The sequence below is a fragment of the Roseibium sp. genome, from assembly GCF_965233565.1.
Lineage (GTDB): Bacteria > Pseudomonadota > Alphaproteobacteria > Rhizobiales > Stappiaceae > Roseibium.
Genome location: NZ_OZ247494.1, coordinates 153,677 through 166,305 on the forward strand (window position 1 = coordinate 153,677; position 12,629 = coordinate 166,305).

12 protein-coding genes are annotated in these 12,629 nt (G+C 59.8%); 11 read left to right on the forward strand and 1 reads right to left on the reverse strand.

Annotated elements, in window-relative coordinates; translation table 11 throughout:
- Position 1: 1 nt before the first annotated feature.
- The 11 genes from ACO6TG_RS00660 to ACO6TG_RS00710 all read left to right on the forward strand — a co-directional run bounded on the left by ACO6TG_RS00660 (position 2) and on the right by ACO6TG_RS00710 (position 11,304).
- A complete protein-coding gene (locus ACO6TG_RS00660; protein ID WP_422376432.1) occupies positions 2-289 on the forward strand; it encodes a cupin domain-containing protein in 288 nt (95 codons plus the stop codon).
- Between the two features lie 9 nt (positions 290-298).
- The gene (locus tag ACO6TG_RS00665) at positions 299-1,555 is read left to right on the forward strand and encodes a Zn-dependent hydrolase (protein ID WP_422376433.1); all 1,257 of its coding nucleotides are present in this window, start codon (positions 299-301) and stop codon (positions 1,553-1,555) included.
- Positions 1,556-1,585: 30 nt separating this feature from the next.
- Entirely contained in the window at positions 1,586-2,368 is a 783-nt protein-coding gene (locus tag ACO6TG_RS00670) for an endo alpha-1,4 polygalactosaminidase (RefSeq protein ID WP_422376434.1), read from the forward strand.
- Positions 2,369-2,623: 255 nt separating this feature from the next.
- The gene (locus tag ACO6TG_RS00675) at positions 2,624-3,724 is read left to right on the forward strand and encodes an acyltransferase family protein (protein WP_422376435.1); all 1,101 of its coding nucleotides are present in this window, start codon (positions 2,624-2,626) and stop codon (positions 3,722-3,724) included.
- Between the two features lie 43 nt (positions 3,725-3,767).
- Positions 3,768-5,225 carry a dihydropyrimidinase gene (gene hydA, locus ACO6TG_RS00680; RefSeq protein WP_422376436.1) on the forward strand — a complete coding sequence of 486 codons (1,458 nt, stop codon included), beginning with the start codon at positions 3,768-3,770 and terminating at the stop codon, positions 5,223-5,225.
- Positions 5,226-5,232: 7 nt separating this feature from the next.
- Positions 5,233-5,880: a DUF2268 domain-containing putative Zn-dependent protease gene (locus ACO6TG_RS00685; RefSeq protein ID WP_422376437.1), complete on the forward strand. Its 648-nt coding sequence runs from the start codon at positions 5,233-5,235 to the stop codon at positions 5,878-5,880.
- 64 nt (positions 5,881-5,944) lie between these two features.
- Positions 5,945-6,751 carry an ABC transporter ATP-binding protein gene (locus ACO6TG_RS00690; RefSeq protein WP_422378822.1) on the forward strand — a complete coding sequence of 269 codons (807 nt, stop codon included), beginning with the start codon at positions 5,945-5,947 and terminating at the stop codon, positions 6,749-6,751.
- 233 nt (positions 6,752-6,984) lie between these two features.
- Complete coding sequence (locus tag ACO6TG_RS00695; RefSeq protein WP_422376438.1) at positions 6,985-7,908, forward strand: ABC transporter permease; 924 nt, start codon at positions 6,985-6,987, stop codon at positions 7,906-7,908.
- Complete coding sequence (locus tag ACO6TG_RS00700; protein WP_422376439.1) at positions 7,905-9,059, forward strand: ABC transporter permease; 1,155 nt, start codon at positions 7,905-7,907, stop codon at positions 9,057-9,059. Before ACO6TG_RS00695 ends, ACO6TG_RS00700 begins: the two co-directional genes overlap by 4 nt.
- 556 nt (positions 9,060-9,615) lie before the next feature.
- Positions 9,616-10,443, forward strand: a complete 828-nt coding sequence (gene mazG / locus ACO6TG_RS00705; protein ID WP_422376440.1) for a nucleoside triphosphate pyrophosphohydrolase — start codon at positions 9,616-9,618, stop codon at positions 10,441-10,443.
- Between the two features lie 114 nt (positions 10,444-10,557).
- Positions 10,558-11,304 carry a hypothetical protein gene (locus ACO6TG_RS00710; protein ID WP_422376441.1) on the forward strand — a complete coding sequence of 249 codons (747 nt, stop codon included), beginning with the start codon at positions 10,558-10,560 and terminating at the stop codon, positions 11,302-11,304.
- A gap of 13 nt (positions 11,305-11,317) precedes the next feature.
- Here ACO6TG_RS00710 and hflX read toward each other — a convergent pair whose 3' ends face one another.
- Entirely contained in the window at positions 11,318-12,598 is a 1,281-nt protein-coding gene (hflX, locus tag ACO6TG_RS00715) for a GTPase HflX (protein ID WP_422378823.1), read from the reverse strand.
- Positions 12,599-12,629 lie beyond the last annotated feature (31 nt).

Consider the following 12,629-nt stretch of genomic DNA (forward strand, 5'->3'; position numbering starts at 1 on the left):
CATGCCACGCCCCAAGGCGACAGCGGAAAACCTGATCGACGACGACCGTGTCCGTGTGACCCGGTTCGAATTTGCCCCGGGGGCCGAAACCGGCTGGCATCGGCACGACCTTGATTACGTCATCACGGCGCTCACGGACTGCCGGATGCTGCTCGAGGAACCCGGTGGCGAGACCCGGGAAGCGGTCGTCCCGGCCGGAACCGTTTACAGGCGCCACAAGGGCGTTGAACATAATGTCATCAACGGCGGAGAGGCTCCGATGTCCTTCGTCGAAACCGAGTTGAAATAGGAGATCATCATGGCAGCGCCCGGCGAAAACCTCAGGATCAACGCGGACCGGCTGTGGGACAGCCTGATGGAGATGGCCAAGATCGGCCCGGGCGTCGCCGGTGGCAACAACCGTCAGACCGTCACCGACGAAGATGGCGAAGGCCGCAAACTGTTCCAGAAGTGGTGCGAAGAAGCCGGCATGACCATGGGCCTGGACACGATGGGCAACATGTTCATGACACGTCCGGGCACGGATCCGGACGCCCTGCCGGTCTATGTCGGTTCCCATCTCGACACCCAGCCGACCGGCGGCAAATATGACGGCGTGCTCGGCGTGCTCGGCGGCCTGGAAGTTGTGCGCACCATGAACGATCTCGGTATCAAGACCAAACACCCGATCGTGGTCACCAACTGGACCAATGAGGAAGGCACCCGTTTTGCGCCGGCGATGCTGGCCTCCGGCGTCTTTGCCGGCGTGCACACCCAGGACTGGGCTTATGACCGGGAAGACCATGACGGCAAGAAGTTCGGCGATGAACTGAAGCGCATCGGCTGGGTCGGCGACGAGGAAGTCGGCGCCCGCAAGGACAAGATGCATGCCATGTTCGAGCTGCATATCGAGCAGGGACCGATCCTGGAAGCCGAAGGCAAGGATATCGGTGTTGTCACTCATGGCCAGGGCCTGTCCTGGACCCAGGTGACCGTGACCGGCAAGGACAGCCACACGGGCTCCACACCGATGCCGATGCGCAAGAATGCCGGTCTCGGCATGGCTCGTATCCTGGAGCTGGTCGACGAAATCGCATGGTCCCATGCCCCGCACGCGGTCGGCGCGGCCGGCCATATCGAGGTCTTTCCGAATTCGCGCAACGTGATCCCCGGCAAGGCGGTCTTCACCATCGACTTCCGCTCACCCGACATTGCCGTCATCAAGGATATGGAAGACCGATTGAAAATCGGCGCCAAGAAGATTTGCGATGACATGGGCCTGGAAGTCGACTTCGAGAAAGTTGGCGGATTCGATCCGGTCGAATTCGACAAGACTTGCGTCGAGGCGGTGCGCAATGCGGCCGAGCGACTTGGATACACGCATCAGAACATCATTTCCGGCGCCGGACACGATGCCTGCTGGATCAACAAGGTCGCTCCGACGGCGATGATCATGTGTCCTTGCGTTGACGGCCTGTCGCATAACGAAGCGGAAGAAATCTCCAAGGACTGGGCAAAAGCTGGTACCGATGTCCTGTTTCACGCGGTGGTCGAAACAGCGGGAATCGTGGAGTAATGCCGACGGTCTGAAGAAAAGGGTGGAAGCGTGGGCAACAGCGGAAAAGCACTGGCATTATTGGGTAGCCTGCTTCTGGCGCCCACGCCCGCCCTCGGCTTTTCCATCGGTGACAGCTGGGACTGGCAACTGACAGCCCCGGTCGATCTAAATCGCGATGTGGATGTTCTCGACCTTCACCCGGCTCTGGTCACGGCAGATGACATCGCCGGACTGCGTGAAAAGGGCATCAAGACCATCTGCTATGTCAGCGTCGGCACCCTGGAGCGGACCTCGCCTGACCGGACAGATTTTCCGACGGAAGTCATCGGCAACACCTATGAGGACTGGCCGGATGAAAGGTTCCTCGACATCCGGCGCCTGACCATCCTGCAGCCGCTGATGGCCGCCAGGTTCGAGCGCTGCAAGACTATGGGATTTGACGCCATTGAACCGGACAACATGGATGTCCACGACAATGACAGCGGCTTTCCGATCACGGCAGAGCACACCATCGCCTATGTCAGACTGCTGGCGGCAACAGCCGAAGGCATGGGGCTCAAGATCGCTCAGAAAAACGTGCCTGACCTGACGGAGGACCTGGTCGATACGTTTGACTTCGCGATTTCGGAAAGCTGCTATCAGGACCGCAGCTGCAAATCCTATTTTGCCTATGGCGAGGCAGGCAAACCGGTGTTCAACGCGGAATACACCGACCGGCCGATCCATTTCACCAAGGCCTGCGACATCGCGCAGAAATACGGCCTGTCGATGATCCTCAAGGACCGAGACCTGACGGCGCCGGCCCTGTGGTGCCCCAAGACCGATCGCTGACCCCGTTCAACCAGCAAAGAGACCCGAGCAACGTGAACACCGCCATCCAGACAGCACCTGCCGAACTCTCGTACTCCACGACCGCAGCGCGTCGGCTTGTGCGGTTCACGGCGATGCGGGTCGATGATCTCGGGCTGGACATTGGCACCACAGACTGGGTCGCCATCGAAAATGCGCTGATACTTTGGCCAGGTGAAGAGCAATCAGCTCCTCTTTTGTCAATGGTCTCAAGGGACAAAGGGAGGCCTGATGCCAATGTCTAGTGCCTCGGCAGCAACAAGCCCTGCTGGTGGCAGGTCGAAGCTGGAGTCGCTTCAGGCCGGACGCGGACTGGCTGCGCTCGCGGTCCTCTTGTTTCACATCAACATCATCTACACGACCGAGATCGACATGATCGACCGGCCCTACCCCATTCTCAATATCGGGGCGGCCGGGGTTGAGTATTTTTTCGTTCTGTCCGGCTTCATCATCGGCCTCATTCATGCCGGCGACATCGGACAGCCGGAAAAATTCGGCCGTTACGCGCTCAAGCGCTTCATTCGTATCTATCCGATCTTCTGGATCATCCTGACCGCCTTCATCTTCGCAAAGCTTGCGATCGGCCGGCCTGAAGCAAGTCTTGACAGTGGCCTCAGTTATTTCTGGTCCTATGCGCTGCTGCCCTTCGCCAAGGAGCCACCCCTGGTGGCCGCCTGGACCCTGTCTCACGAGCTCCTGTTCTACGCGGTGTTCGGTCTGGCGATCCTGAACAAGCGTGTCGGCAGCCTCGTCTTTCTCCTCTGGATGACGGCTTGCGCAGTGTCCTTTCTGCTGATCGGAACCGGCTTCACCGAGCTGCAACACCCCTTTGGTTTTCTGCTGGCGGACTACAATCTCCTGTTCGGCTTCGGCGTCTTTGCCGCCAGCCAGTACCGCTCCCTGACGGTGCGCGGTGCCTGGACACTGATCGGCTGCGGGCTCATCACATTCGTGATTGCCGGCTACCTGATGGTCGGCGCGGATCTGAGCAACCTGGAACTGCTGTTCGGCGGTGCCGCGGCCTGCGTTGTACCCGCCCTGGTGCGCCTGGAAGAACTGGGGTGCCTGTCAGTCCATTGGAGCCTGTGCCGCCTGGGCGATGCATCCTATTCCATCTACCTGATCCACGGACCAGCCGCGGTCGTGATTGCGATCCTGCTGGTCAAATTGGGCCTGGCAGCGCCGCTTGGTCTCAACGGGTCACTGCTGATCATGGGTGCAGGGGCCCTGATCGCCGGGCTGCTCTGCTACCAGCTGTGTGAGCGACCTCTGCTCGCCTACCTGTCAAAATCGCTGCTTCGGCGGCCGCAAACTGAAACCACGCAAAAAGCATCCTGAACAAACCGACCAGAACCAGATCAACACCAGAAGGGGACAAACAATGGCTAGCAAAGTGATCAAGGGCGGCACAGTGGTGACCGCGGACCTGTCCTACGACGCCGATGTGAAGATCGAGGGCGGCAAGATCGTCGAGATCGGGCCCAATCTCTCCGGTGACGAAACGCTCGACGCCTCAGGCTGTTACATCATGCCGGGCGGCATCGACCCGCATACCCACCTGGAAATGCCATTCATGGGCACGTTCTCGTCCGACAATTTCGACAGTGGCACCCGCGCGGCCCTGGCCGGCGGCACCACCATGGTGGTCGACTTTGCCCTGCCCTCACCCGGCCAGTCGCTCCTGGAAGCGCTGCAGATGTGGGACAACAAGTCGACCATGGCCCATTGCGACTATTCCTTCCACATGGCGATCACCTGGTGGGGCGAGCAGGTCTTCAACGACATGCAGGAAGTCGTCCAGAAAAAGGGCATCAACACCTTCAAGCACTTCATGGCCTACAAGGGGGCGTTGATGGTGAATGACGACGAGATGTTCGCCTCCTTCCAGCGCTGCGCCGAACTTGGCGCCCTGCCTCTGGTCCATGCAGAAAACGGCGATGTTGTCGCCACGCTGCAGCAGAAACTTCTGGCTGAAGGCAACAATGGCCCGGAAGCCCATGCCTATTCGCGCCCGCCGGAAGTGGAAGGTGAAGCCACCAACCGCGCCATCATGATTGCCGACATGGCCGGCGTACCGGTCTATATCGTGCACACCTCTTCCGAGCAGGCCCACGAGGCGATCCGCCGCGCGCGCCAGAACGGCATCCGCGCCTATGGCGAACCGTTGATCCAGCACCTGACGCTCGATGACAGTGAATACAAACATGCCGACTGGGACCACGCCGCCCGCCGCGTGATGTCGCCGCCTTTCCGCGACAAGAAACATCAGGACAGCCTCTGGGCCGGTCTGGCATCGGGCTCTCTTCAGGTCGTCGCCACCGATCACTGCGCCTTCTCCACGGAGCAAAAACGCACAGGCGTCGGCGACTTCACCAAGATCCCGAATGGCACCGGCGGCCTGGAAGACCGCATGCCGATGCTGTGGACCTATGGGGTCGGCACCGGCCGCCTGACACCGAACGAGTTCGTCGCTGTCACTTCAACCAATATTGCAAAGATCCTCAATATCTATCCGAAAAAAGGCGCAGTTCTGGTCGGAGCAGATGCGGATCTGGTGGTCTGGGATCCGAACAGGGAGAAGACGATTTCCGCTTCCAGCCAGCAGTCGGCGATTGACTACAACGTCTTTGAGGGCAAGGCGGTCAAAGGTCTGCCGCGCTACACGCTCACGCGCGGCCGGGTCGCCGTTGAAGACGGCACGGTCAATCACAAGCAAGGTCACGGCGAGTTCGTCGCACGCGAGCCGTTCCAGGCCGTCAACAAGGCGCTGAGCACCTGGAAGGAACTGACGGCACCGCGCAAGGTCGAACGCTCCGGTATTCCGGTCAGCGGGGTCTGATCACGCGATGACCTGGACCACCCATCTTTGCAATGCCGGCGGCAAGCTTAATCCTCTGAAGGACCGTATCCACGAGGCGATCGCGCTTGTCCGGGAGAAGGTTGAAGCCGTTGCCCGGCCGGTCAGCCTGGATGTGGTCGTTCAGGTCATCCCCGGCGGCGTCATTCCGGAGCGCGGTTTCGTCGGTCACACGCTCACGGGAGACCTGGTCTACCTGACCATCGACCCGGCCAATCAAAACCTGCGTGCAAATATGGGCGAACCGTTTGAGCGTATGATTGCGCACGAACTGCACCATGCCTTGCGTTTCGGCACGGTCGGATATGGCAGCACCCTCGGTGAGGCTCTGGTTGCCGAGGGCCTGGCAGGACTGTTCAGCCATCAGCTTTACGGCAATGCACCGGAACCCTGGGAAGCCCCGGAGACGTCGGATCTCGACCACCTGGAGGCCGCGGAGGCCGCCTGGGATGCGGCGGCTTACGATCACAGGGCCTGGTTTTTCGGATCCGGCGACTACCCGCGATGGCTGGGTTACAGGCTCGGGTACCGCCTCGTCGAAGCCTACCTGACAGCGCATCCGGCCCAGACCGCTGCCAGCCTGGCTGACGCACCTGCTGCCGATTTCCGATCCGTGGTGAAGTCGCTCGCCGCATAACAACAACAACGCCCTTGTCCAGAGGACCAGAATGACTGCTCTTGCCAGCGCAAAGGACACCGACATGGTGGATATGACAACAAGCGCCAGCCCGAACCGGGTAATCGACATCGACAACCTGTCGCTGACCTTTCAGACAAATGACGGCCCTGTTCACGCCCTGTCTGATATCGACCTGAAGATTGATGAAGGCGACTTTGTCTCTTTCATCGGCCCGTCCGGCTGCGGCAAGACCACCCTTCTGCGCGTGATCGCCGATCTGGAACGCCCGACCGCCGGCTCGATCACGGTCAACGGCGTTTCGCCCGAAGAGGCCCGCCTCAACCGCGCCTATGGCTACGTTTTCCAGGCTGCCGCGCTCTACCCGTGGCGCACCATCGCCAAGAATGTCGCCCTGCCCCTCGAGATCATGGGTCTTTCCAGAGCAGAGCAGCAGGAACGCATTGCCCGCAACATGGAACTGGTCAATCTTGCCGGCTTTGAGAAAAAGTTTCCCTGGCAGCTCTCCGGCGGCATGCAGCAGCGCGCTTCGATCGCGCGGGCGCTTGCCGTCGAACCGGATCTGCTCCTCATGGACGAGCCCTTCGGCGCCCTTGATGAAATCGTCCGCGACCACCTCAACGAGCAGCTCCTGCAGCTGTGGGCCAAGACCAACAAGACGGTGGTGTTTGTCACCCACTCGATCCCGGAAGCTGTGTTCCTGTCGACCAAGATTGTCGTCCTGTGCCCGCGCCCGGGCCGGATCTACGACGTCATCGAAAGCGATCTGCCGCGTGACCGTAATCTCGATATCAGAGAAACCCCCGAGTTTCTGAAAATCGCCCACAGGGTCCGAGACGGGCTCAGGGCCGGACATTCCTATGAGGATTGAGGTGTCACAAACCGCTTGTATCGTGATCGCCGGACTTGATCCGGCAAGTCAGGACGATCGGACGACCGCAAGACCTACGAGGTCGGCCCGGTTCCGGCACCCGGTCAGTTCTTCGTCCGGCTTCGTCTGAAAAACACCACGCACATGCTCACGGACTGGATTGAAGAAATCGAAGCCAAGGCCATCGCCGGAGCCATCAATCAACGCCTTGAAGCAACAAGGAGGCAGGCCGCATGACAGACGCCGCCCTTACCCCGACCCGCAGCACCAACCCATTCGCCGGTCTGATGTCCGGCACGGTCGGCCCGGTTGTCGTGGTTGTCCTGGCGATCCTCGCCATCTGGTACATCGCCGCCGTTGCATTGAACACGCCGTTTCAGCAGGAACTTTACAAGCGCGCCAGTCAGACGGATGTGCCGATGAGCCAGCTGGTCAGCGACACGCTGGCCCAGGAAAGGCCCGTCCTGCCGGCCCCTCACCAGGTGATCGTGGAGATCTGGAACACGACCGTCGAAAAGAAGATCACCTCCAAGCGCTCGCTGATCTATCACTCCGGCATCACGCTTTCTTCCACGCTGATGGGATTCCTGATCGGAACCACGCTCGGCATTTTGCTGGCCATCGGCATCGTGCATTCACGCGTGCTCGACAAGTCCCTGATGCCCTGGATCATTTCCTCCCAGACGATCCCGATCCTGGCAATCGCACCGATGATCATCGTGGTCCTGAACGCCGTCGGCATTTCCGGTCTTCTTCCCAAGGCGATGATCTCCACCTACCTGTCCTTCTTCCCGGTTACCGTCGGCATGGTGAAGGGCCTCAGATCACCTGAAGTCATGCATATGGATCTGATGCACACCTATTCCGCGACCCGCCTCCAGACGTTCTGGAAGCTGCGCCTGCCCTATGCCGTGCCCTATCTCTTTACCTCCATGAAGATCGGCATGGCCGCGTCTCTTGTCGGGGCGATCGTGGGAGAACTGCCGACCGGTGCCGTTGCCGGGCTCGGTGCGCGTCTCCTGGCAGGGTCCTATTATGGACAGACCGTCCAGATCTGGTCCGCGCTGTTGATGGCCGCCTTCCTGGCCGGTTCCCTGGTGGCGCTGATCGGCGTCCTTGAAAAACTCACCTTGAAACGCATGGGGATGGCGCGATGACAACGATGTCCGCTTCCAAACGCCGGTTTGACATGCCCGCCCTTCTGGCCTGGTTTGTCGTCGCCATGGTCGTTGTCGGCCTGTTCAGCCCGATCTTCGGACCTGATTACGGCATCATGGATGTTCCACGGCTGGCAATTTGTCTGGTCATCCTGGCAATTGCCGGTGTGCGCTACGAGCTCGGCTTCATGCGCAATCTCGTCGGCGACCTGATCCTGGGCCTGGTCACAGCCGTTGCCGCCTGGCTGCTGGTGTCCACGGTGACGAACCATGCCGGCGAAGCAAGGCTGGGTTTCTGGGCCCTGACGGTGGCCACCTGGGCTGCCTCCTGGCTCTTTGTCGAACGGCTCGCCATTTGGAAGGCGGCATCGCCGCTCGCCCAAAGACTGGTCAATCTGGCGATCCCGGCCATTTTCGGCATCACCCTGCTGGTACTCTGGCAGCTGATCGTCACAGGAGCCGGGGTTCCCAAGGTGCTTCTTCCCGCCCCCTCTGAAATCTGGGTCCGGCTGACGACCTCGGTGCCGACACTCTGGGCCGATTTCCAGCAGACCTTCCTGAAGGCCGTTCTCGCCGGTTACGTGATTGGCTGTGGCAGCGCTTTCATCGTGGCGATCCTGGTCGACCGGGTCCCCTTCCTGCGCCGGGGTCTTCTGCCCATCGGCAACCTGGTTTCGGCCCTGCCGATCATCGGCGTCGCCCCGATCATGGTGATGTGGTTCGGCTTCGACTGGCCGTCCAAGGCCGCCGTCGTCATCATCATGACCTTCTTCCCGATGCTGGTGAACACGGTCTCCGGCCTTGCCGCGTCCGACAGCATGCAGCGCGACCTGATGCGGACCTATGCTTCCAGCTACTGGCAGACCTTGTTCAAGCTGCGTCTGCCGATGGCGATGCCCTTCATCTTCAATGCGCTGAAGATCAACTCCACCCTGGCCCTTATCGGCGCCATCGTGGCGGAATTCTTCGGCACGCCGATTGTCGGCATGGGCTTCCGGATTTCCACGGAAGTCGGGCGCATGAATGTCGACATGGTCTGGGCGGAGATTGCGGTAGCGGCCCTCGCCGGCTCCCTGTTCTACGGCCTCATCGCCCTTCTGGAACGCGCCGTCACCTTCTGGCATCCCTCGGTCAGGGGGGGGCGTACCTGACTTTTCATGGTCCGAATTCTTGATTGCTGCGGTGGTCCTGTTGGTGTTCGCAGCCTTTCTGCTTGCGCCACTACTCGATAATTATTCGGAATATAGAAGAAGGCGCGCTCCCTATGACGGTTTCAAGGGGCATTCAAAGGCTATGCGGATTCTCATGGTGATTGTCGCCATTCTGGGCTTTGTTGGCTGGCTGTTCATGACTTTCGCAATGAACTTCTCCTAAAGCCCCTTGTCTGCCGCTTAGGCCCATAGGTTGCCATTCCCTCCACCGTCATTCCGGACAAGCGCAGTGAAGCTGCGCGCCGATCCGGAACCCAGACATCAGCGTGAGCGCAAGCGAACTCGAAACAAGAGGGATTTTGAGCGCTTTCAGCGCAGATGATGTCTGGGTTCCGGATCGGCGTTCGGCTGCGCCTTACTTGTCCGGAATGACGGTGGAGAGTTAGACGGCTCCGCGACGGCTGAAACCAGATATCCGGTTTCAATGGGTCTTAAGATTTGCCATAACCTCGCAAGACCCTTCCTGCTGACCTGACCAATTGACCCAAGGCCTTCCATGACCCCCAGCCGCGACATCTCCCGTCTTATCGAAATCATGGCCGCGCTCAGGACACCCGTGACCGGCTGTCCCTGGGACCTGGAGCAGAATTTCGCGACGATCGCGCCCTATACGCTTGAGGAGGCCTACGAGGTCGCCGATGCAATTGCCAAGGACGATCTCCTGGAATTGCGCGAGGAGCTCGGCGATCTGCTCCTTCAGGTCGTCTATCACGCCCGGATGGCCGAGGAGGACGAACATTTTGACTTTGGCGACGTGGTCGAAGGCATCACCAAAAAGCTGATCCGTCGTCACCCTCACGTTTTCGGCGATGAAAACGGCGAGAAACCGGACCTGGTGAAGGGGATCTGGGAACGGATCAAGGCCGAAGAACGGGCAGAAAAACGCGCTGAACGGGAAAAGCTGGGCCTTGCTAAGCCGAACAAGGGGTTCCTCGACGATGTGCCGACGGCATTCCCCGCGCTTCAGGAAGCTGACAAGTTGCAGCGCCGCGCGTCCAGGGTCGGATTTGACTGGAACGATGCGAGACTGGTGCTCGACAAGATCCGCGAGGAAACCCACGAACTTGACGAAGAACTTTCAAAGGGCACACCGGACAAGGACCGCATGACGGACGAACTCGGTGATACCCTGTTTGCCCTCGCCAATCTGGCCCGCCATCTCGACATCGATCCGGAAGAGGCCCTTCGGCGAACCAATCGAAAATTTCGCAAAAGGTTCTCGTCAATCGAGAACCAGGCCCAAAGGACTGGAACAACGCTGGAGGCCATGTCGCTGGAGGAAATGGAAGCTGCCTGGCAGGCTGCGAAAGGCAATCAGGAATAGAATTCTCAAACAGCTCTACTTTTCCTTTACTGTACGAATCGCCAGATTGCCTCTTTTTTGTGCTTCGCTCATGATGCGTCGGATCGAATTAACAATTACGAGCACGACGCGACCATGTGGCTGCGCCTATTTTCCTTCGTTATTCTGCTTGTTGGCTCAGGAAGTCAGCAAACGCGCGCGGAAACCTGGCGGATTGCCTCTCTCGAATGGCCTCCCTATGCGGGATCGGCCTTGCAGGATGGCGGACTGGCCGTCCAGGCCTTAAGAGCCGCACTTGCAAGGGCTGATATTGGTCTCGTTGTCGATTACATGCCCTGGACGCGCGCCCACACGATCGCCAAATCACCGGCCTATGTTGGTTATTTCCCGGCATGGCCTGAAGAGGTCCTCGAGGGGTTTGCCCCATCCCTTCCCGTCAGCCAGTCTGTGGTCGGGGCCGTGATGAACGCGGATACCAAGCTGAATTGGTCAAGTGTGGAGGACCTGTTCGACAGACACCGGATCGGCTTTGTCGGCAGCTACGTCTACCCGATCGAGATCCAGCGCGAGATCCTGGAGCATTATCAGGTTGAAGACGGCGCCGAAAACGAACACGACCTGGCGCGCGTGCTGGCGGCCGGCCGCGTCGATGTTGTCCTGACCGATCCGAACGTGCTTCGCTTCGTTGCCGGCGAATTGTCGATAAAGGCCCGTGACTACAAGGTACATGTCTTTCACGAACACCCGCTCGTGATGGCATTCACCAAGCGCACGGGCTTTGCCGAAAAGAGAGATCTCTTGAACAACCTGCTGACAATTCAGGCCCCGATCACCGTCTGTTGCCATCAGGCCGAGCCAGGCTCGAGTATCTCTGCCAACTAGGGCATTTCAAGGCCTATTGAATGAAAGAGGCGTAGGTCTCGCGGAAGGGCCCGCGCTGCTTGTCGCTGACACGGACCTCAGCGGTCACGAAATCTTCGGCATCGCTCCGCTCAAGCACCTCTGCCATCTGATAGAGCCTGGCGAGCAACGCCCCTTCCGCAACCGGCACTTTTACGGTCAGAATGTCGTCATGCTGTGCCATGAAGGTGTCGACGCGCGCAGACAATTGTTCAATGCCCTCACCTGTCAAGGCAGAGAGAGCAACAGGACCTTCCGCACCTGCTTCCGTCAGCAACTTGTCGCGATAGGCAGGGTCCAGACAATCAATCTTGTTCCAGACCTCGATGACCGGAGCCCCTGTCTGGGCATCCACGCCAAGATCCGTCAGCGTCTTCTTGACGTCTTCGGCCTGAGCATCGGTGTCGGTGTGGGAAATGTCCCGCACATGCAGGATCAGATCGGCTTCCAGAACCTCTTCAAGCGTTGCCCGAAACGCAGCGACCAGATGTGTCGGCAGATCGGAGATGAACCCCACTGTGTCTGACAGGATGACCTCGCGACCGTGGGGAAGCGTCACCTTTCTGAGCGTGGGATCGAGCGTCGCGAACAGGAGATCCTTCGCGAAGACGTCGGATTCCGTCAGTCGGTTGAACAGCGTTGACTTGCCGGCATTGGTGTAACCGACCAGCGCCACCACCGGCTGCGGAATCTTCTTGCGTTTCTTGCGATGCAGATCCCGGGTCCGGCGAACCTGCTCGAGCTGCTTCTGCAGCGCGATGATGCGATCCTGGATCTGTCTGCGGTCGGCCTCGATCTGTGTCTCGCCCGGGCCGCCCATGAAACCGGCGCCACCGCGCTGGCGCTCAAGGTGGGTCCAGGACCGTACGAGGCGGCTTTTCTGCCAGGTCAGATGGGCAAGATCCACCTGCAACCGGCCTTCTTTGGTCCGGGCTCGATCACCAAAAATTTCCAGGATGAGTCCAGTCCGGTCAATGACCTTGGTTTTCAGGCGTCGTTCCAGATTGCGCTGCTGGACGGGTGTCAGCGGGTGATCAATGACCACGAGATCAAGGTCCTCGCTGGCGACAATCCCAGCGAGCTCGGCAACCTTGCCTTCACCGAACAGCGTCGCCGGCTTCGGATTGTTGATTTTGACGACACCGGACTGAAGAATATTGAGATTGATCGCAGCGCTCAGCCCGATGGCTTCCTCCAGCCGGGCCTCGGGGCTGCGGTTGCCGCGCAGATCGCTGTTGCCGGCATCGCGTGTCACCAAGACCGGCTCGATAATCATCGCACGAAAGGGCTGGGGCAGACGATCCACC